The organism is Candidatus Cyrtobacter comes, assembly GCF_034470605.1.
Lineage (GTDB): Bacteria > Pseudomonadota > Alphaproteobacteria > Rickettsiales > Midichloriaceae > Cyrtobacter > Cyrtobacter comes.
The window spans coordinates 1-22403 of the sequence record NZ_JARGYT010000013.1; the positions used below are offsets into that span (position 1 = coordinate 1).

The 22403-nt window shown below is 34.0% G+C and carries 12 protein-coding genes, 1 tRNA gene and 2 pseudogenes; 8 read left to right on the forward strand and 7 right to left on the reverse strand.

From position 1 onward, the window contains the following. Both Cyrtocomes_RS01590 and Cyrtocomes_RS01595 read left to right on the forward strand, forming a co-directional pair. Window positions 1-139: pseudogene (locus Cyrtocomes_RS01590) on the forward strand (transposase); the annotation flags it as partial. Window positions 140-222: 83 nt separating this feature from the next. Next, a complete protein-coding gene (locus Cyrtocomes_RS01595; RefSeq protein ID WP_322497465.1) occupies window positions 223-402 on the forward strand; it encodes a hypothetical protein in 180 nt (59 codons plus the stop codon). A 417-nt stretch (window positions 403-819) separates the two neighbouring features. Here the strand turns inward: Cyrtocomes_RS01595 and Cyrtocomes_RS01600 are convergent, their stop codons facing one another. From Cyrtocomes_RS01600 to Cyrtocomes_RS01615, 4 genes are all read right to left on the reverse strand, one after another. Further along, window positions 820-4746, reverse strand: coding sequence for a hypothetical protein (locus tag Cyrtocomes_RS01600; protein WP_322497466.1), 3927 nt, complete (start codon window positions 4744-4746; stop codon window positions 820-822). A 94-nt stretch (window positions 4747-4840) separates the two neighbouring features. Continuing rightward, window positions 4841-5464, reverse strand: coding sequence for a hypothetical protein (locus Cyrtocomes_RS01605; protein WP_322497467.1), 624 nt, complete (start codon window positions 5462-5464; stop codon window positions 4841-4843). A 315-nt stretch (window positions 5465-5779) separates the two neighbouring features. Beyond that, complete coding sequence (gene mrdA / locus Cyrtocomes_RS01610; protein WP_322497468.1) at window positions 5780-7474, reverse strand: penicillin-binding protein 2; 1695 nt, start codon at window positions 7472-7474, stop codon at window positions 5780-5782. A 570-nt stretch (window positions 7475-8044) separates the two neighbouring features. Then, window positions 8045-8136, reverse strand: a tRNA-Ser gene (locus Cyrtocomes_RS01615). 402 nt (window positions 8137-8538) lie between these two features. Between Cyrtocomes_RS01615 and fliN the strand changes: the two genes are divergently transcribed. After that, window positions 8539-8832 carry a flagellar motor switch protein FliN gene (gene fliN / locus Cyrtocomes_RS01620; RefSeq protein WP_322497469.1) on the forward strand — a complete coding sequence of 98 codons (294 nt, stop codon included), beginning with the start codon at window positions 8539-8541 and terminating at the stop codon, window positions 8830-8832. Window positions 8833-9405: 573 nt separating this feature from the next. On the opposite strand, the gene Cyrtocomes_RS01625 is transcribed toward fliN, so the two are convergent. Further along, entirely contained in the window at window positions 9406-12528 is a 3123-nt protein-coding gene (locus Cyrtocomes_RS01625; protein ID WP_322497470.1) for an efflux RND transporter permease subunit, read from the reverse strand. A gap of 33 nt (window positions 12529-12561) precedes the next feature. After that, window positions 12562-12804, reverse strand: coding sequence for a hypothetical protein (locus tag Cyrtocomes_RS01630; protein WP_322497471.1), 243 nt, complete (start codon window positions 12802-12804; stop codon window positions 12562-12564). Window positions 12805-12995: 191 nt separating this feature from the next. Between Cyrtocomes_RS01630 and ykgO the strand changes: the two genes are divergently transcribed. The 5 genes from ykgO to Cyrtocomes_RS01655 all read left to right on the forward strand — a co-directional run bounded on the left by ykgO (window position 12996) and on the right by Cyrtocomes_RS01655 (window position 21226). Then, a complete protein-coding gene (gene ykgO / locus Cyrtocomes_RS01635) occupies window positions 12996-13124 on the forward strand; it encodes a type B 50S ribosomal protein L36 (protein WP_322497472.1) in 129 nt (42 codons plus the stop codon). A 38-nt stretch (window positions 13125-13162) separates the two neighbouring features. Then, the gene (gene lipB, locus Cyrtocomes_RS01640) at window positions 13163-13828 is read left to right on the forward strand and encodes a lipoyl(octanoyl) transferase LipB (protein WP_322497473.1); all 666 of its coding nucleotides are present in this window, start codon (window positions 13163-13165) and stop codon (window positions 13826-13828) included. Between the two features lie 92 nt (window positions 13829-13920). Continuing rightward, window positions 13921-15942 carry an ATP-dependent DNA helicase RecG gene (locus tag Cyrtocomes_RS01645; protein ID WP_322497474.1) on the forward strand — a complete coding sequence of 674 codons (2022 nt, stop codon included), beginning with the start codon at window positions 13921-13923 and terminating at the stop codon, window positions 15940-15942. Between the two features lie 621 nt (window positions 15943-16563). Further along, entirely contained in the window at window positions 16564-18495 is a 1932-nt protein-coding gene (gene ftsH / locus Cyrtocomes_RS01650) for an ATP-dependent zinc metalloprotease FtsH (RefSeq protein ID WP_410519690.1), read from the forward strand. An 847-nt stretch (window positions 18496-19342) separates the two neighbouring features. Further along, on the forward strand, window positions 19343-21226 hold the full coding sequence (locus Cyrtocomes_RS01655) for a DUF3857 domain-containing protein (RefSeq protein ID WP_322497475.1): 1884 nt from the start codon (window positions 19343-19345) through the stop codon (window positions 21224-21226). A gap of 1043 nt (window positions 21227-22269) precedes the next feature. Here the strand turns inward: Cyrtocomes_RS01655 and Cyrtocomes_RS06105 are convergent. Next, a pseudogene (locus Cyrtocomes_RS06105) lies at window positions 22270-22392 on the reverse strand (transposase); the annotation flags it as partial. Window positions 22393-22403: the final 11 nt, after the last annotated feature.

Genomic DNA, 22403 nt, shown 5'->3' on the forward strand with positions numbered 1-22403 from the left:
TTCTTAATTAATGAGCTTAAATCTGGTCAGGTAGTTATTATGGATAATGCTTCCTTCCATAAATCTCGGAAAAGATCTTATTGAATCTGTTGGTTTTTTACCTCCTTATTCACATGATTTGAAGCCAATAGAGAAATTCTTGGCTAAGAGGTGGATTAGAGCTCATATTAGTCATCTTGCGATGCTTTAGTTAAATTCTTCAATACGCAAATTAGAGGATATTTGCTTACTATAATTAAATCAGATAATGGGGCTTTAAGGTTCAGCAGTGGAGGAGCTCATTGGTTTGATAACTTTAGAAGATTATCTAAAGATTACGAAATCACCACTTCTTCGGCTAAGGATTTTATAGAATTGGCAAAAATTATGATGAAAATTTGTCAAAAAGTTTACTGGTTCTAAACATTATGCAATTTTATAACGCTTTAGCTATACAATAAATTAAGATAGCGCCATAAAACTTGTTATATTGTAGATGGTTATTTGGGTAGTGTTCGCTATAGATATACACTTGGACCCTTATTAAAATATATCAGAATGATTGAACGCAGCATTTCCTGACATTTGCTAAATCTTCGGCAATTTAGCATTGAAATCTATATTTGTAGCGATGTCTTTCTTTCATCAAACTTAAATTAATAGCTATCCATACACTACCGTTATTTGTTAGCCTTGATGCGTAAGATAACCACCTATGCATATAGCTCTGTATAGAAAACTCGCCCCAGGTGCAAAAAGCACGAGGAGCGAATTACCAAAATATCACCCGATATATAAAAATGAGCAGGAAAAGGATAAGCTCATTTTAGCAAACTCGAATCATAACAAACCCAAACAACCCTCGAAAGAATTATCTATGACACTATGACATAGCCAACTCTTAAGTACACCTACATTAGTATCATTAGTATCTTCCAAATGAGAATCAAGACTATCTTCCCCATTTCCTAAAACCTTACTACTATTTACAACTATATCGCTCTTAATGTGGTACACTTCAAGCTGCACATAATTACCTGAACCCTCTACTACCACTTTATCAGCACCCCTTTCAGTACCGACACTTTTAACAAAAACATGCTTATCATTGATCTTTTTCACAATATTCTCAAGATCATCAAACCACAAAGTCTTGAGCCCAATACCTGAAGAAGACTCAGCAAATTCACCCTTGAAGAAATAGTAAAGATCTTTAAGTTTCAAAGAATCAGGAGTATTATTACATGTAAAATCTGTATAACCACTTATATAAGGAACCTTGGGAGCATTATACATATTCAATTTTCCAAACCTACTGACGCTGCTGTAACCCTCACGAACACTGGAAACTATAACAGAAACAGTTTTACATAAATTCTGATACACACCTTCATTACTAGTATCGTTTTTTAGATTATCGCTTGTAATAATACCGCATTTCAATTTATCAGCATAATGAAGCCATAACCCCTTCATTAAGAACTCATAATTGAAGGTTGTCGTAGAGCTGTTAGTATCATTTTCTAAGATTTTTGCCCCTGTAAAAGGATTAATACCAGAATCTAAATTTTCTTTTACAAACTTATCTACAACCCTCTTCAAACTCATCGCAAAATCATCAAATTTCAAATCAAACATTGAAATATTTGTTACAGGCCCATTCTCAGTATGTACAAGTACATGGAATAACCAATTGAAATTCACCTTACCATTTTCAATAAATAGAGCCTTAGAATCAGGGCATACAGGCCCCATATCTATAAGAGCTTTTTGCATAAATACTGAAACGCTATATTGATTACACCCTACATCTTTTGAATCTTTAGAAAGACCAAGAAGCTCGCAAGACTTATCAATCAAAGATTCTTTATATTTCACCAACTCTTGTTTCAACATACTCTTCCCAGGCTCATCGCTAAACACAGTATTATTCAATGAAGTTATATAAGAGAGCAGCTGTAACGGGCGACCTTTTATACTATCTACCGTACTATTATTCCAGAATTTGGCCAGAAAACCCTCTGCTCCACAATTGCTATTAAATAACGACCCAATCAAATCGGCAGAATATGGGGCGTTTGTAACATTGAATTTTACATCACCAAAACCCATAACATCTTCCTGAGCCGCATTAGGTTTGTAACATATTAAAAATGAAATAGCCTTCAGCTTCTCTAGCATTTGAGCGCTCAAATCCTTCCCAGCCTTACCATAACTATCAGCATATAACGCAATCTGACTCGCTTTTTGAAATTCATTTAAAAGTTTCAAAGAAGTACAAACATCATTTTCACCAGTAGAGGCATTAAACTGAATAATCTTCTCAGCCTTCACCATTTGTTCATGCGCGTAACTCGTACCGAGGAATACTTTATCCTCTCTAAGCTTCTCTATTTCACTTTTACATTTTATAGCCTTTCCAAGATTTTCCTTAAATTGATCCGTTTTCTTTGTATCATCAGTCGTTTGCTTTATACCATTACTACTCAAGCGCTCCTTATAATTACCATAATTCTCAGGACAGTACGTAGATACAATCTTTGTAGCCGCATCATTAATAGCCAATTTTATCCTATCACCAACAACCAATTCTTCTTTAAAGCTCTTGGCGTTACCAATTTTCGTAGTATTACTATCTACATCAGCTATAATACCATCATATTTAGCAAGAAGATCTGTATATTCTTTATGCTTCTTGTTTAATGCATCTGCATCCTGTACTTTAAGAACACTTTCGGAATTTGTGGAATCGATAATATTTTCCTTAATGAAAGAATTAAAATGTTCATAACTCTTTTCCTTTATTGCACCAACAACCAACTTACGAACATCAGTATGAGCCTTATCCACAGATGATATAAAACCCTCCACTTTATAATGCTCTTTAATATCATTAAAAATACCGCTCTCTAACTTTGTCAGCTCTAAAATGCCCCCCATATAAGCAGCAAGATTATCATGAAGCTTATCATCAGTAGCTAATGCGCTAATTTTAATACTGATATTATCGCCATAACTCACTACTTTATCCACTACATGTTTCATGATTTTTGCTATATTTTCCTTGGTTGAACCAAGTATCCCCTTAGTCACATCGTCAACTCCCTTATTATACCCATTAAAGTAGCGATCTAATTCTAAATTGAGGAATCCATACTCCTTCTTCAATTTATCATTGATCTCATCTCGATCAAATTTCTCTAGAATTTTAAAGTGCTTTATACATTTATTAATATCAGCCACATACATAATAAGCTCACCTTTAAACTTGGCAAAATCATCAACAGCTAATTTATCAATTTTGTTTTTAAAGTATTGATCTAGTTTTGTTGATACATCTGCAATAACATTTATTAGAGCATCCTTGAAGCTATTATGCTTCTTTTCAAAGAGCTCAAAAGAGTCCTTATCAGCAAAGCCAATTCCAGAGTATACTGCAATGAGCTGATGAAGAGGTTTAACAAACTGCTCTAGAATGAATTCATTGATATTCTTACTAGTAACATAGCTATCAATCTCTGATACATTCTTTTTCATTCCCTCTATGAGCTTACCCCTTACAGTGCCCCCATTTATATATGGGTCAAAACGCTTAAATACAACCTCTTCAATAAGTTCGTTACCAAATACATTACATTTAATCTTAAGAGCACTGAACAACCCAGGCCCATCTGTATAAATTATTTTTATATTGTCAAAAAAAGCCTTTTTTAAACCATCATTTTTATCTATTGATTTGTAAAATGAGCCTACTTTAGTCTTTAAGTTTTCAAATTTAGCACTCTCCGTTTGTTGTAAAGACTGCAAAAATTTTGCAGAAAGCACATCACTAGCAATTAATTTTACAATGCTATTTTGTACATTGACCTTGTTATCAAGCTGATTAAATATGTCTTGAAAATCCTTATGAAAAAACAGCCTTTTAATAAAAGATTCATTTAAAGATTCTTTTTTAAATATATTCTCAAGATCGGTATTACTATCCAAACCTTTCAGTATTGATAACACAACTTTTGATTCCTCGGATTTAACAGCTAAATCCAGAATTGTTAACCCATCCTTTGTTTGACTTGCTAAAGCAGAATTTTTTAAGTCCATAGAAGAGTTCGTTGAAAAAATCTCATCTAGCAATCCAGTTTTATTCTCAAGCACAGCCACATGAAGCGCCGTTATTCCACTCTCATTAGAATTTAAAAACAATATCTTTTTAAATCCATCATCACCAACAGCTTTTTTTATCTCAGCAAGCATTCCATGTATATCCGTATAGGTATCCAAGAAGGCTAGATGATGCAGAAGACTAAAACCATAAGAATCAACACTCTTTAGCAAAGCAAGCTTCGCTCCATCAATACCTTCAAAAGAACCTAGAATTTTAGTAAGAGCCTCAAGCTGCTCCTTACCAGTACCAGCGTTCAGCACCTTTGAAAGCGGAGTCAAACCAGATACAGTTTTAATAGAAAATACCTTCTCAAGATCTCCTATCTTAACATGTTGCACCGCCTCTTTGATAAATTCACAATTACAATTATCAAAAGCAACATGCAGCGCCGTTCTACCATACTCTCCCTGGAAGGATAAAAACTCACTCCATGAAAGCCCATTCTTTTTATCAGCAATTGTATCAGATATCTCCTTAAACTTAATCTGATATAACCTTGCCGCATCCACATTACTACTATCTTTTTTCGCATAGGACGCTGAGGTAAAATCCTTTAGTAGCTTGGTATATACCTCAGCATTAGCTTTTTGATTTTCTGCACTCATAAAAATTTAACTTATAAAAAAATAATCACAACACTCACAACAAGACTAAAACGGCAATGTAGACAAAAATCACCAAATTGCCTATAATCCATAGTCAAACTTCACAGTAATTCTCAAAAGATGATTTTATCCAATTATCAAACTTATCCTCCTTAACACATAACAACTCTAATTCATTATTACATAATGCAACCGCACCATAATGATCACAAATGGATTCTATATTGTATATAATTAGATCCTGCTTAATACTGGCAGTTTGCATATTCAGCGATTCTTGAATTTCTTTAATACATTCATCGCTAGCATACTTTGGGAATGCTGCATCTAACGAACTATATTGTACAAAATTCTTACGAACATAATCAGGTAACAGCTCTTTATCCATGCTCTTAACAAAGTCCATTCTGGAGAAATAAAATTCTTTATACAAATTTGCAGTACAATTATGATTTACTTCATACGCAGATTTGTATAGCTTGATAAACTTTGCAATATAACAAAGTTCTGACTTAGCCTCACAAATATGAGCATCATTGGGGCCATCATTACTAGGTTGAGGATTGACACTAGTATCAACATTCTGAGAGCCGTTATCAGTCCTCACATCATTCTGAGAGCCGTTATCAGTATTACCAACAGAACAATGCTTGCATTCTTCATCGTTAATCTCAGCTACCACACAATCAATAATCTCTCTAAGAATATCACGCGACATTTTCCACCATAAAAAACAAATGCTACCCAGGCATCACGTCGCACCAGTATAGCACTGGGGGCATAGTATTGCAATATAATATAATTATACTGTAATATAATTGATCTTATATGTGAAAAAATACACCAAAACTAATTAAGTGGCTGTCTTTGGGAAACTGCTAAAATGAGATAAAATACAGTTGCAGTAAATAAACTATAGTGTGGCCTTTATAGATAAAGCACATCACAATTATTAATTAGCTCCATCTCAGAATATATAAAAGGCTAAAGGACAAAATATACAATTCCATACGTATATATGGTGATAAGTAGCTTAGGAAAATAAGTATGAATTTATTATATTTCCCGATATTGGAAGCGCGGCACCAGAACCCCATCCACCCCCTTCTATCATTGTTAAAATACAGTATGATTTGTGATTATAAGTACATACACCACCAAAAAGACTATTATCATTCTTTTTTGCTATAAGGGTCGCAGTTTGCGCTGTACCCGTTTTTCCCATAATGCCGGAAACAGGACCAAATGTTTCTCTATGCTTACTACATACGCCACCCTTTAATATAAAGGCCATTTTTAATGCATCTTTTACTATGTTAATATGCTCTTTTTTGATTTTAAGCTCATCACGCTTCACACTAGAATCCTTGAGAATAGAAGGAGATATTTTTTCGCATGAGAACAACCTTAATAAAGCCGTTGCCATTTGTATTGGGGTTGCAAGTAAATATCCCTGCCCGATTGCTACATTTACCGTATCTCCAATCATCCACTTCTCATGTAATTTCTTAAACTTCCAACTCTTAGTAGGCACTAGACCGCTCACTTCACCAGGCAGCTCTACTTCTGTTATTGCACCAAATCCTAACTCTTGCGCACAAAAAGATATCCTATCTATACCTGCTTCAATTCCATTTATATAAAAATATACATTACACGAAGTCGCGATAGCCGTCTTTAAATCTACAAACCCATGACCAGACTTTTTCCAGCACTTTATGACTCTATTACCAACCGTATGTACGCCTGAACAAAAAACTTTTTTAGATTGCGAGATGCCACTTTGCAATATTGCAAGCGCTGTAACTATTTTAAATATAGAGGCTGGTGGGTAATTAGACGATATAACTCTATTCAAAAAAGCATAATTAGAATTTAGACTATCCCATTCATATCTACTAATACCGGTTGTGAATATATTCTGATCAAAAGATGGTGATGAATAAAGAGCGAGTACCTTTGCATTCGAAGCATCTAAAACAACACATGCAGATGATTTGTCATGCAAATGATAATGCATAATTTCTTGAAGATTAGCATCTATGGAAAGTATTATATCATTACCATACGTAGGGCTACTTTGCTCAAGCTCTCTTATTATTTTGCCCTTCGCATTAACTTCATATTTATTAAGACCAGCCTCACCTACTAATTCATTATTAAATAAAAATTCAACACCAGATTTTCCCGCAACTAATTTATCATTTATTTTAGAAATATATCCAGTTAAATGCGCCGTGCTACTTGGATAGTAATATCTCCTAGATCTTATTCTTACTATTTGAATATCGCTATCAAAACTCACTTCTATTGCGGCTATTTCTTCTATCGTTAGAGGTTTAAGCAATATATAATATGAGCTATTATTAAGCCTTCCATCATCAAGAAAAACATTATAGCGCTTTTCAAGAGTAATTTTTTCATCATAGATTTTCGCAAGCATTGCACTTAAATCTTTAGTATTAGAATCACTCTTTATTGCAATAGCATAAAATTCATCATCTTTTGCCAGTATTTTGCCAGTATTATCTAATATGTTTGCTCTAAATGGCGGTATAACAACCAGCCTTACACTATTATTTTGCGCAAGAAGGGAATATTTTTCCGAATCTAAAATTTGTAAAAACCCAAATCTGGATGCTAAAACACCAAACAATGTTGTCTTGAGCGCAATTGATATAAACGATCTTCTTGTAAAATCCTTCGCTCTATCTCTCTTGCTTCTCATAAAAACCTTTATTAATCACTAGATAAAATAAAGTGACTGTAACACCAAAAATACAACAAAGTTTCATTATCATGTAAAAATCCCCGTAAAATCCATAGGTAAGCAAAATCCTTGTATAATATATAATCAATAAGAGTATAAATAAAAATAACGGATTTAATTTATCAATTGAAACTATTCGTTTAAGTAACTTATTGTTTTTTAAGAAATTCTCCTTCAGCATTAAAGCTACATACAAAAGTAAGCTTGAAGTATAATCACAAAGCACCTCTGAACCACTTATAAAACTATATAATAGAGACATTAAACTCAGATTAAGCAATTGACTACCGATGCTGTATCGCGAGAACGAAACCCTTATTGTAAAAAGAAGGAGGAATATCCTAGAAAATGGCAAGAACACCAAATTCGATAATACTATTAAGGTAATCCAATAAAAAAAGCTAAGCACTCAGTAAAGTACATATAAAATATAGCGAATTTATCTCACACCATACAATATAAGGCAAGATAAGCCTGGCTACAAACAGGGATCCGCTACTAAAATTTATCAAGATACATCTTATCCAATGGCGGAAGGAAAGGGATTCGAACCCTTGTTACCTTTTAAAGGGTAAACACACTTTCCAGGCGTGCGCCTTCGACCACTCGGCCATCCTTCCAAAGATCGCAAGATAGGTAACATCTATACTCAAATAACACAAGTATTAAATGATGAAATTATTTATGATATGTTGCTCTAATATAGGCTCTGCTTATTAAAGGTAGACTATTTAACATTTCATCTGCCGTGATATTAAAATACAACCAATGTTATCTCTATATGCAATAACTCAAATAACATATTATGCCACTATCTTTCATCTCAACCTCGGAACATAGCTTTACTGCTTTAAGCTTATTTTGAAATCTACATTGTATTGTATATTATTTGATACATCACATAATCATCCCCTTTAAATGAAGATTAATTTCATTATGCCACCTACAATGTTAAATCTTTTGTTGCAGAAATGAAATCTTTTTTACATACTTCTTAATCTGTTAAAAATAGAATTTATATTATGCAGGATTTTGCTAAAAACGCGTCAAGTAATAAGACTGAATCAAAGGAGCTGGACCTTCATGCGGTTTATGATGTACCTCTTAAAGTTTCTGTTGTACTTGGCAAGACTGAAATGAGACTTAACCAAGTATTAAAACTTACAAAGGGCTCTCTTGTTGAGCTTGATAAGAAGGTTGGTGAACCGGTTGATCTTTATGTAAGCGATAGATTAATTGCAAGGGGCGAGATAGTTCTAGTAGATGATAAAATAGGTATAACTCTCATGGAGTTAGTAAAATCGGAAAATATATAAATAAAAAATATATAACCATATGAGCGTTGTATATGGATTCTTGGCTAGCTTATGCTGGCATTAAGATTGGTTTGGATTTAATCTATCTAAATCAGCATGTTACAATTTTCATAATATACAACGCCGGCCTAGTTATATCTTATAGTATAAAAAGATATATAAAACAGCATAGTAATTGCGTGTGGCAAGTAAAGATATACTATATAGCTGTTTTATTTGAGGTGATAGATGATACCGCACATATTGCAGCTTATTAGTTTTGTTATGCTAATTCAACTCAAGTATAGCTGAAGCAGTATAAAATGATTACATAAAAAGTAATCTTATTGAGCCTAACTCAATGATATAGCGGTTTTATTTGAGGTGGTATACTTAATAATACTTCTTGCATTACAGCTTATGCTAATTCAACTTAAATAACTATAATTAAAGTATTTATAAGGAAAGTATTATTTTATGACTCTTTAGCTATATACCTATTTTAAAAATAAAATTCAGCTTGTTTTGTCTAAATTTAAGAAAAGTCATATATATAAATATAACTTTTCTTTTTAAATTATTATGCTTTTGATATCATTTAGCAAGTCTAACATTTTCAAACCGACTCCCTAATAGCAACAAGCACGGAGTAAAAAGTAGCGTGAGTAATGTTGCAAATGCAAGCCCACCTGATATAGAAGCAGAAAGCTGCCTCCACCATTGACTTGAAGGAGCATCATATAATATCTCAAAATTAAAGAAATCTATACTAAGCCCAATGACCATTGGTAAAAGACCAAGTATTGCCGTTGAAGCAGTTAGCAAAATTGGCCGTACTCTTTGCGCACCAGTCATTAAAAGTGCATCCTTAACATCCACACCCTCTCTTCTAAGATGCTGATATGTATCAACAAATATTATGTTATTATTTAATACTATACCCGCCAAAGCTATTATTCCTATTCCACACATAACAACCCCAAACGGCTGCAATGATATTATCAGGCCCAGCAACACACCAATTGTAGATAAAAAGACAGCGCTCATTATTACAAGCGAATGATAAACGCTATTAAATTGTAATAACATAACCACAAACATCATGATTATCGCCACTAAGAATGCCTTCATTAAAAAGACACCTGATTCCTTCTGATCTTTATCATCCCCTTCATAACTAACGCTTATATTTTTTGGTAAGCCAGAATTTATAAGACCTTTTATCTCTTGTAGCTTTTTATCTGCTACAATACCTGGCATAACATCAGATTTTATAGAAATCGTTATCTTTTTATCAACACTATATATATTCTTAACTTCAGGTTTTGGCTCTATCCTTGCCACAGATGTTAAAGGCACGCTCGTCCCATCATATTTTACTATAAATAAATTTTCCAATGTAGATAAGGTTCTCTTTTCTTGTGGCACTCTAAGATATACAGCAACCTCATCATCCATATCGTATGGCATATAAGAAGATATCTTTAAGCCATTTGTAACAAGCTGAACAGTATTACCAAGAGAATTTATATCAACTTGATACATCGCCGCTTTTTGCCTATCAAAAATAATATTCCACTCTACGGATGGTAACGACAAAGAACTCTCTATATATCTAAGCCCCTCTATACCATCAAGCTGAGCCTCAAGCTTTTTAGCATATGAACTTAAAAATTCATAATCGCTAGAACTAAGATTAATCTCTATTGGTTTTGATCCCCCTGGCCCCTTCTGCTCCTTTAATATTTGATATTTTATTCCCTTCATATCGGAAATTCTAGCGCGTATATCATCAAATATCTCAGCTGATTTTCTTCTAATTTTCCAATCTTTAAACTCTATATTAAGTATTGCAATTGTATTATCACTTGCGCCACTTTTTTCAGAGCCAAACTTACCACTTTTGGTATAAAAAACCTTCACATCCTCTATATCAAACAACCTCTTCTCAACCTCTTGTAATAATTTATCTTTTTGATAAATAGATAAATTCCCACTACTTTCAATTGTAATAATCGCAGAAGATGGCTCAACATTCGGAAAGAACTCCGAACCCATTCCTAACATAAAAAAAGTAGTAGGAATTAAAATTAATACCGCAAGTGAACAAAATAAAAACTTCTTCGGATGATCAAGGATTGCACTCAATGCATTCACATATCTTTTTAGCATCCCCCTCATCTTTGTTATATCCACATTATCTGAAGCCTTTAATAACTCAGCCTTTCCCTCATTTATTTTATATGGCTTCATCATAGAACCAATGGATGGCTGAAAAAGTAAAGCAAACAACAATGAATTTGTTAATATTATGATCACGGTTATTGGCAAAAACTTCATAAATTGCCCAACTATTCCAGGCCAGAACAGAAGTGGTAAAAATACTATTAGTTTTACTGCCGTTGAGCTAACTATTGGCCAAAACATCCTAGCAGCAGCCTCTATAAACGCCTCTCTTGGCGCTGCCCCTTCAACCATCTTTCTGTCAGCATATTCACTAACCACTATTGCATCATCTACTATCATTCCAACTGTTAATATAAGGCCAAAAAGTACCACCATATTTAGCGTATACCCCATAGAACTTATCACTAATATTCCACATAAAAATGATGTAGGTATTGAAATTGAAACAAGGAGCGCTGGTTTGGAACCTATTGTAAGCATGATGATTATCATAACCAACAGGCCAGCTAATATAAGGCCATTTTCTAGCTCTAAAACCATATCTTTAATATTTTGAGATTCATCCCCAAAAAATATTAAATTAAGATTGGACGGTAAGAGGTTAGCGTCTTCTTGTATTACACTTTTGACCTCCTGAACGGTCTCTATAATATTAGCCCCTACCCTTTTAGAAATATCAAGAACTACAGCAGATTTTCCGTTGACCCTAGCTATATTTTGCACATCCTCATAAGATCTCCTGATACTAGCTACATCACCAAGAGTGATAACACCGTTTTTACTGGCTTTTATAGGAATAGCAGAAAGCTCTGAGAAATTCTTAATTAAACTTGGTATATTTATCTGGAACTCAGCACCGTTATTTCTTAAGGTTCCTGCGGCTACTAACACATTATTATAAGAGATAATACGTGATAAATCCTGTGTTGATATACCATAATTCTTTAAGTCCTCAGGATCAATTATAACTTCCAGCGAGTCCTTCTTTTCCCCAATTATCGCTACATTCAGAACACCGCTCAGAGACTCCACCTTATCCCTCAATTTTCTTGCAATCTCAAGCAAGGTCCGCTCTGGTAAATCACCACTTAAAACAACACTAAGTACCGGCTGCAGACTTAAATCTATCTGCCTTATCAAAGGTTCATCAGTTTCCTTTGGCAACTTACCCTTAATATCACTAATCTTATTTCTAACATCTTCCAATGCCTTATCCTCATTAAGCCCAGCATGAAATTCTAATATAATACTTGCCGCCCCCTGTTTGGCATAAGATTGCATCTTCTTTAGCCCGTTGATAGATTTTAAGGAATTTTCCATTGGCTTTAGAATAATCCGCTTAGCATCATCTGGCGAAATACCTCTATGAGTTGCTATGACATGTATAAATGGTATCTTAACATCAGGATTGCTCTCTTTTGATATATTGATATATGAAAATAAACCTTGAATTGTAGAGAGAATTAATAAGAAGAACACCGCGGTTCTTTTCTTCACAAAAAACTCTATGAAAGAGTGTATATTAGCCATCTTCTTATAAATTTATTTTATCTATACATATACTTATTTTATCTTATCTCCATAAAAGAAAAATAAAATCTTCTCAAGTGGATTATATTCAAGACGATCCTTATCCCTTGGAAACTCCACCTTATACTTTGCATTAAGCTTCTTATTATTAGACATACCACCCCACTCATATGTATCCGATGGGATATCAGATTTTCCATAATGTTCCGTGTATAGCATATATGCAAAAAGAATCAAAGCTAATAAAGTTGTTACCTTGCTGTTAAAATTCAACATTATAAAAGAGCCGCAAATTTATTTATTAAGTCAATAATAGATAAATGTTATAGGGTATAAAGGCTTCTGCCTATACCTCCAAAATTGTTTTTATAACATTTGAACTTTTTACGCCTGGAAAGAGATTAGTATCTTGACCAATAGCGGCTTATAGGTTAGCCTAGCACGCTCTTTTTTATGCTTTATTTGCGATGCAAGTTGTATCTTCTTTAAAATCAAGAAAAAAAAGGCATAAGGATTGTAAGCTAATTAGAAGAAAGGGTGTGACTCTTGTTATATGCAAAACAAACCCTAGATTCAAAGCAAAGCAAGGTTCTTAGTTTCTGCCTTTATAATCTCTTAGTAGCCTCTTAGGTTAGTGTTCGTTGAAGTAGTTGTTTCACGCAAACCGTTCTCTTACGGAACCTCCTATGAGGCCATGCTTAGAAGAGTGGATGGGTTGATGCATGGTCATGTAAAACAACTCATATGGCTTTTGGAACATAAAAGCATCTACACCTGCGGGGTATCTACCACGCAACTTGAGACCGAACAACTAAAAGCTCTGAATTTAAATTTCATACATACAGAAAGAGGTGGTAAAGTTACATATCATGGACCGGGACAAAGAATAATCTATTTTGTTATTGACCTAAAAAACATATCAACACCCCCTGATATCAAATTATTTGTGAAGAGGTTATCAGAATGCGTGATATCCGCCCTTGAAGGGCTTGGCATTGAATCATATTATAATAAGAATGAGATAGGAATATGGACCAAAAACCCATCCCCATATAAGATAGCATCAATAGGACTAAAGGTAAAAAAAACAGTGGTATATCATGGTATAGCCGTTAACATCCTAAATGATTTAACACCCTTTAAACTAATAAACCCATGTGGGCTCAACCCTGATTATATTACATCAGTCAAAAACCTAGGTGGTAACGCAGATATTGCTCTTTTTGATGATTTGTTTTTATACTTTTTTAAAAAAAACTTCCACCACATAGATTTGCAAAAACAAAACCAATTATCTTAGGCACAATATTTATCTCAAGCCACCAGAACGTTGTACTTTAACCCATCATTTATCTATAATTCACACCAATTGGCATTTAATTTGTAGACATAATGTCCTTTTTCATAAAAAAATATCTAGATACACCCGTCATCTACGTCAAAGGAGTAGGACCATTCAGAGCTAAGCTTTTAAATAGCATTGGATGTAAGAATATAAGAGATTTACTTTTCTATATGCCAATCCGCTTCATAGATAGAACCAGAATCTTAAAGGTTAATGAAGCAACCAATAATGCTATATGTACATTTCACCTGACAATTCATGAAATAAAAACAGGCAGATCACCTCTTAAAATACTATGTTATGATGGAAGCGCTTATATCTCTCTGGTATATTTTAATTCCAAAACACTAGATGTAAAAGAGCTTTTTAAGCAAGGAAACGAGGTTTTTGTTAGCGGAAGAGTAATACTTGATAAATATGGAGACCTACAAATCCATCACCCAGATATTGTATCTAAAAACTTTAAGGATGTTGCAATTATAGAGCCAATTTATAAATCGCACCCTAAACTTACTTCAAGGGCAATATCAAATATAATGAGAAAACTAGTTATGCAACTTCCAAATTTTCCAGGGTTACAAGATCAATTACACTGGCATAAATCCATGCAACTTATTCACAACCCCCAAAATAGCATAGATTTCCAATTAATCAGTAAGGCAAAAGAAAGAATCGCATTTGAAGAAGTTTTATGCGAAAGACTTTTAACTAGGATCGCCAAATCCACCACCATTAAAAAAAATACCCTTTCTTTTACAGGAAAGATAACAGAGAAATTTATAAAAAATTTACCTTTTAAATTAACGGCGGATCAAGAAAAAACACTGAGCGAAATATCGGCAGATCAAGGTAGCGCAAAGTTTATGTTTAGACTTTTACAAGGCGACGTAGGTTCTGGAAAAACCATTATTATGTTTGCAGCAGCCTTGAACTGTATAGAAGCCGGCATGCAAGTTGCCATTATGGTTCCCACTGAAATATTGGCCAAGCAACATTTTAATAATGCGCAAAATTATTTAAACAGCCTTGGTATCAAAGTTACATTATTAGTAAGTGCTATGAAAAAAAAAGAAAAAGATATGGCGCTTGAATCCGTGGCTTCAGTTGAGCCAAATATAATTATCGGTACTCATGCATTATTAAACGCCTCATTTAAAAACCTCGGCCTTGTAATAATAGATGAGCAACACAGATTTGGAGTCAATCAAAGGGTTAGCTTAATAGCTCAATCTGCCAGCCAAGATGTACTTTTAGTCTCAGCAACACCAATACCAAGAACACTAAATATGACACTTCATAAAGATATAGATGTATCGCAAATTATCACTCTGCCTTGCGGAAGAAAAAAGATAAATACCATTGCCGTATCTTCAAAAAAAATCGATGCAATAATTAAAAACTTAAAAAATGTTATTGATCGTGGAGAAAAGATATATTGGGTATGCCCATTGATAGAAGAATCGGAGATTATTAAAGCAAGTAGTGCCGAGCTAAGGTTCAATGAGTTGAAAAATATATTTAAGCACCATGTTAACTTTTTGCACGGCAGAATGCATAGCAAGGATAAGGATGCTGTGATGGAAAGCTTCATGAATGATGATAGTATAAACATACTTGTCTCAACAACAGTGATAGAAATTGGCGTAGATGTAAAAAATGCAACCGTCATGGTTATAGAAAATGCTGAAAGATTTGGCCTTGCACAATTACATCAATTACGTGGGCGGGTAGGAAGGAGTGATTTACAATCAACCTGTATACTTATTTACGACTCTTCTTGTTCTATTTCTTCAGTAGAAAGGTTAAAGTTTTTGGAAAAGAGTACAGATGGATTTGAGCTTGCTAAACTAGATATGCAAAATAGGGGAAGCGGAAGGCTCATAGGCTTTGAGCAAAGTGGAGAAATAGAATTTAAAGCATTTAAACTTTATGAGCACCTGCACCTTATTGAGCATATCACAATGGAGGCTGATAGAATCATAGAAGAGAATGATATGCCAAAATTAGACATGCTGCTCTCAATTTATACGGAACATAGCAAGAACTTTAATGACATAATAAGGTGCTGAGGATTATTTAATACCCAAAAACCATATAATTAGAGACTTTATCAAATAGAACTTAGAAATTTTGAGGTATATGCGAATCATTCAAACATCTTAAAGTATTAGAGGTATTAGAGGTATTAGAGGTATTAGAGGTATTAAAATTACGTATCGTTAATTTCTATAGCAATCTTAAGAAAAGGCGTATGTTTTGCGGCCTTTTATAATACAATTTTAAACCAATGCCTTAAATATAGATCATTCAGTATACAATATTATTACCGCATCCATGAAAGGCCAGCAATCATAAATATTAATAGCCGCCGCACATAAATAATAATTTATTGAAATATGATTTTTAATAACAAATATTAGATAGCCCCTCATATTGGTTCTTGAAATATCTCATTGCTAGCACCATTTTGCTATGCTAGGTTATCAACCTTCGGGAAATTTTTATCTAAGACTTCTCTCTTTATACGTTAATTAGGAACCTATCTCCTTCTTTTACAAGATATACCAATTTATATAAAACAATAACCAATATAGTCAAGAGCACCTACAACGCATTAACTTAAACAACTATGTGGATTTAGGTGATAATTATGGTAATATATACGCCTCATTATTGCTATTGATTACTTAATGAAAAATCTAGGCGGGAAGAATAATCTTTTTCTATGGCTTGTTATTGCGGGCGCCATGTTCATATTTTATGACATTATGGGTGGCACTGAGGGCTCTTCAAAAAGAATCAAATTTTCCGAATTTTTAGATTATGTAGATTCTGGAAATATAAGATCTGCAAACTTAAGGGGAGATATAGTTGAAGGAGAACTTTCTGATGGTAGAAAATTCTCGACACTTTCTCCAACTATATATCCAAACCTTATCGATAAGCTAAGAAATCATGGCGCCTTAATAGAAATAGTACCTGCAGAAAGCTCTCTTTCATACTTACTTTCTATGCTCCTTTCTTGGTTCCCTATGCTGTTACTGATAGGGGTATGGGTGTATTTTATGAAAGGGGTTCAATCTGGTGGTGGTAGGGCAATGGATTTTGGCAAATCTAAGGCTAGACTACTTTCAAAAGATGATAAAAAAGTCACATTTAAAGATGTAGCCGGTATAGATGAAGCTAAGGCGGAATTAGGCGAGATAGTAGATTACCTGAAAAACCCAGAAAAATTCATGAAATTAGGTGGCAGAATACCTAGAGGTTGCTTGCTAGTTGGCCCACCTGGTAATGGGAAAACTTTGCTCGCAAAGGCAATAGCTGGAGAAGCTTCTGTTCCGTTTTTGAGTATATCCGGATCTGATTTTGTCGAGATGTTTGTTGGGGTTGGGGCTAGTAGAGTGAGGGATATGTTCACTCAAGCAAAAAAACATGCACCATGCATACTGTTTATAGATGAGATTGATGCAGTGGGTAGGCAAAGGGCCGGTGGCTCAGGTTTTAATTTAGGGAATGATGAACGTGAGCAAACTTTAAATCAGCTTTTGGTAGAAATGGATGGTTTTTCTGATAATAGCAATGTAATAGTACTCGCCGCCACAAACAGGGCTGAGGTGTTAGATAAAGCACTACTAAGGCCTGGTAGGTTTGATAGGCAGGTTATAATACCGTTACCAGATGTTAATGGTAGAGAGAGGATATTATATGTACATTCAAGGGATATACCATTCTCACCAGATGTGAAGCTAAATAATATAGCTAGAGGTACACCAGGTTTCTCTGGCGCAGAGTTAAAAAATTTAATTAATGAGGCGGCTTTAAATGCAGCTAGACATAACCAAAATTTAGTTACGATGAGTGATCTAGCTTTCGCAAAGGATAAGGTAATTATAGGAAGCGAGAGGAGATCTTTAGCTATCAGTGACGAAGAAAAGAAAATTATAGCCTACCATGAAGGCGGGCACGCGCTTGTTGCAATGCTTACTGCCGCCGCAGATAAGCCTGAAAAAGCCACTATCATTCCTACTAGCAAGGGAGCATTGGGTGTCACACTCATGCTACCTGAGAGGGATGTGTTACTCGCCTCAGATGAAGCTCTTAGATCTCATATATCTGTTGCAATGGGTGGAAGGGTTGCCGAAGAACTTATTTTTGGTAAAAATAAAATTACTACCGGCGCAAGTAACGATCTAAAAGTAGCAACATCAACCGCAAGGGCTATGGTAACAAGGTGGGGTTTAAGCGATGATATTGGGCCTGTCTTTATAGATGATTCTCAAGGGCATTTTGGATCTAATATTATATCTGATGAACTTGCAAAGCGTATTGATTCTGAAACAAGAAAAATACTATCAAATGGATATGAAGAGGCAAGGAGGATTTTAACAGAAAATATTGTGGCTCTTGAGGCTATTGCCAATGCATTACTTGAATATGAAGTGATTTCTGGTGATGAAATTAAGAGTTTAATAAGAGGCGAGAAGATAAGAGTTGGAATGAAAGATACTAAGGTAGATATTGGTGATTCAACTTCTGTACCTGGCTCTTCACAAAATGATAGCATTAATGGTACAAAAAAAGTAAATAGAGCGCATGGAGATGGAGCAGAGCTTGTGACTTGAGGCCGCATGTTTTTTGAATGGCGTTTATATCTATAATACATCAAATTAAGGTTATGCTGTTGGATAACTTAGTAAAAAGTGATCTAAGTCCGAAACATATGCTGTATATTAGATAAGTTTTGGGAAAACATGATCTATATTCACCGAATATCCGCTATAAATATTTGTTAAAAAAGCTCCTGATGATAGGACTACCTGCAATTATAGCATTGAAAGCTCAATGCTTGGGTATTATTTTCTAGGCAGATAGATATACACTTTGATCCTTATTAAAGAACATAAGAATGGTTAGCATTACCAGCACATCTTTGTAGCGATGACTTTCCACCAAACTTAAATTAATAGCTATCCATAACTGCTACTTTTTAGTATTGAGAAAAAATGCTAAAGAAGGAATCTAGTTTTAAAAGAGATGAATAAAATATAGGGTTGTAATAAAAGATAGATTGTCTTTTAGACTCGACTAATTTATTGAATAGTATAGATCATGCCTTGGAGTAGCATTTAGTTTTTCTGTTAAATTTAGCTAAATAATGCCTTAATAAAGCATTTCCACTAAGCAACCTTTATATTTCTAAGTACCAATTTAGTCACACGTTTCTCATATTTTATTCTAGCATCACCTATTTTACTTATACTTTTGTTTATCGTCATATATCCAGTTCTTAACACATAATCGAAAACTACAATGCTTAAATTTTATTCTCATTATTTAATTGGCAATATAATAACTTGTTACCATCATATCTAGCAACGATTAACAATCCATAAATATATGTAAGATATATACTTGAGGCGTGTACATAATATGGTATAATTTGCACATTAGCCATTCGCTGTGCTTCATATGAGATTCCTTATACTTTTTTCCATAATTTTCGGCCTTTTTAGTAACTCTCTTTTTGCTAGATGGGCCACAAGAGATGATATGGAGATTGAGTATGAAGAATATAAACATATACTAAATATAGATGAAGATGGAAGTTATAGAATAGAGAAAACTCAAAAAATCAACTTATTAAGGGAGGGTGCTAGGGAGATCTTTGCACACTATGTGATGTATTATAATGCAAATGAAGAGTTGGATATAATAGATGCATATACTATTGTTAATGGAGAAAAGTATTCAGTTGATAAAAATTTAATAGAGAGAAAACCACTTGCTAGTGAGGCGCATGGTTTCGACCAAAGATATCAGGTTTCAATACCATTTCCACGGGCTGAGGTGGGGGCTAGCGTTTATTTAAAGTCTACTTTTTCTAGTCGTACAGCCCCAGTTAAAGGGCACTATTCTTTCCTGATCTCGTTTGGATCTAATCGTTGGTGGAAAGATTTAGATGTTGAAATATATTCAAAAAAGCCACTCTATATAAAGGAAAATAACCCAAATAAGTTTTTGAAAATAGATAAAAAAAATCAAAAATTCATCAAAATTAAATTAGCGAAACCCTTCGCGGAATCTATTGTAAATGATGTAGTTGCTGGGGCATTGAATTCAAAGTACAGCACATGGGTCAGCATATCCACTTATAATTCATGGAACGAGGTCTCAAAACTACTATCGGAAAAATATAACGCTGTTGCAAAACAAAAATTGCCAGTAGAGTTTCAAGAGATTGCTAAATTAGCATTAAACGAAAAAAGTGACACAGCAAAAATTAATCTTGTAACCTCAGAACTGCAGAACTATATACAATATTTAGGTGATTGGAAAACGGTAGAGGGAAGGTTTTTTCCAAGAGATCTAGACGTAGTATCTAACACTCATTATGGTGATTGCAAAGATTTTGCTACTTCAACAGTAGCTATTTTGAATAAAATTGGGCTTGACGCTAGCATTGCATTAGTTGAGAGGGGCGAGATAATAAATGAATATAATGACCCTCTTCCTGGGTTAGCAAATTTTAATCATGCAATTGTTTATGTAAAAAGCAAGACAGGCAAGGAATATTGGATAGATCCGACAAATATTACTAGTAATGCAGATGGTATATTTGATGATATCGCAAATAGGTATGCATTAGTTCTTAATTCTAAAATTAAGAACCCATATAGGTTCATAGGTATGTCAAATTATAAGACTACTAAAAATATTCATGATGAGACAATATCAATTCTCGGAGAAGAAGAGATGAGAAAAAGAGTAAAAGTCAGTCTAACAAATGAAGCAGCAAACTACGTGGCGGCAAGGGGGCTTTATAACTCTAAGCAAGCTTTAGAAGATCGATTTTATCAACTCATTGAGCCAATGTATATATATCAAGAGGATAAGATCTTTAACTCAATTCCAGAACTTAAATCGAGGATAGTTGAAGATATAAATTTTGAACTTGAGTATAAGATACACACCCCCTTTTTTAAAACTAATCTTGGTAATGCCGTAGCATTAAAACCACCATCTAGTTCTTTATACTACTTCTTCTCAGGGTTCCCACCATCCGATAGCGTACTAGACTTGTTTATAGGATACCCTAGGACCTATATAAAGAAGAGAACGTTTTTAGACATCAATGCAAAGGATATACATAAATTAAATTTCTCATTGAGAAGTCCGTGGTTTAATCTTTATAGAAACTGCAAACAAGATGGTACCAATATTATCATTGAGGATAAAATAGAGAGGATCAAGCCGTATATCACTTATGATGATAGGCAAACTTCCATATATAAGGATATGATATATAGAATGAGAACAACTTATGACTCCGCTGTACTAATTTTTGATAAATAAGAGGGTATTAACTAGAAGAGATATAGCGCTCGAATGGTATTTACTACCTTACGCGGTGCAAGAATTGTGAATCATCTAATTATATCAGGAGCTGTTATGAAGAAATAAAGGTATAGATGCAAGACTATCTATTTATCAATATGTGCGACACCAAAATATTACGAGATGAAAAATCGATAGTGTAATATTATTGATTGGCAAATCCTAGTATGGATTTATAGCAAAGCTATTTGGGATAGCCTATAACCGGATAAAGAGAGTTTCATCGAGATTGAATAAAATTATAAACGATATCCAAGAATTTGATGAGATGTGGCATTTTATAGAATCAAAAAGAAATGGATTATTAGCGCATTGGATCGTGGAGAATTATTGCCTGAGTTATGCTAAAACCTTCGAAAAACTTTATATAGCTAAAGCGTTATAAAAAGTTTAATCAGTTGCTTAAAAGATCATAACTAGAGCGGCTCCTTGTTTGGCATGAGCCCATTTTTTCTCAATCGGCATGAGAGTGTAGATAAAGTAGGGCCACTATCCTCAATAATAATACTCTTTTTATAAACGCCTTAGCTATAACAAGTGGGTAGTGTTCATTATAGGTAGCTATTAGTTTTGTGGAAAATCATCGCTACGAAGATGTGCTGGTAATGCTAACCATTCTTATGTTCTTTAATAAGAATCAAAGTTATAGCGAACACTGCCAACAAGATATATAAAAAATAGTACAGTGGCTTTAGCTCTGTTCTTACCAAAAAATTTTATAGGAAAGGGGTAATATAATAGAGCGAAACAACACTAGATACCACCTTGAAATAATAAGGACCAAAGTAGTTTCAAAAAAAGAGTAGATGATTGATATACTTTCTATACAAACCAAGTTTTCCTCTTTGTACGCTATTGTTCATCAACTTTCAAACAGGATTCAAACAGGCTCTAATACCATTCGGAATAAACTCCCAACCAGTTGTTGCGAAAGCATCAATATATATCTAATCCGTCATAAAATGTCATGTCATATATGTGTTAAATAGTTCGTCAATAGAGCATTGATTTGCGCGTCGTATTTGTTTAGCTTGAACCCATTTTTTCTCTATAGGATTGAGGTTTGGAGAATATGGAGGTAGATAAAGCAAGGTATGGCCCGCATTTGCTATGAGCTTTTGCATATCTTTGCCCT

Excerpts from the sequence above, each read along its gene's own strand:
- Cyrtocomes_RS01600 (WP_322497466.1), bottom strand. The coding sequence starts at position 4,746 with ATGAGTGCAGAAAATCAAAAAGCTAATGCTGAGGTATATACCAAGCTA.
- Cyrtocomes_RS01605 (WP_322497467.1), bottom strand. The coding sequence starts at position 5,464 with ATGTCGCGTGATATTCTTAGAGAGATTATTGATTGTGTGGTAGCTGAG.
- mrdA (WP_322497468.1), bottom strand. The coding sequence starts at position 7,474 with ATGAGAAGCAAGAGAGATAGAGCGAAGGATTTTACAAGAAGATCGTTT.
- fliN (WP_322497469.1), top strand. The coding sequence starts at position 8,539 with ATGCAGGATTTTGCTAAAAACGCGTCAAGTAATAAGACTGAATCAAAG.
- Cyrtocomes_RS01625 (WP_322497470.1), bottom strand. The coding sequence starts at position 12,528 with ATGGCTAATATACACTCTTTCATAGAGTTTTTTGTGAAGAAAAGAACC.
- Cyrtocomes_RS01630 (WP_322497471.1), bottom strand. The coding sequence starts at position 12,804 with ATGTTGAATTTTAACAGCAAGGTAACAACTTTATTAGCTTTGATTCTT.
- ykgO (WP_322497472.1), top strand. The coding sequence starts at position 12,996 with ATGCAAGTTGTATCTTCTTTAAAATCAAGAAAAAAAAGGCATAAGGAT.
- Cyrtocomes_RS01645 (WP_322497474.1), top strand. The coding sequence starts at position 13,921 with ATGTCCTTTTTCATAAAAAAATATCTAGATACACCCGTCATCTACGTC.
- ftsH (WP_410519690.1), top strand. The coding sequence starts at position 16,564 with ATGAAAAATCTAGGCGGGAAGAATAATCTTTTTCTATGGCTTGTTATT.
- Cyrtocomes_RS01655 (WP_322497475.1), top strand. The coding sequence starts at position 19,343 with ATGAGATTCCTTATACTTTTTTCCATAATTTTCGGCCTTTTTAGTAAC.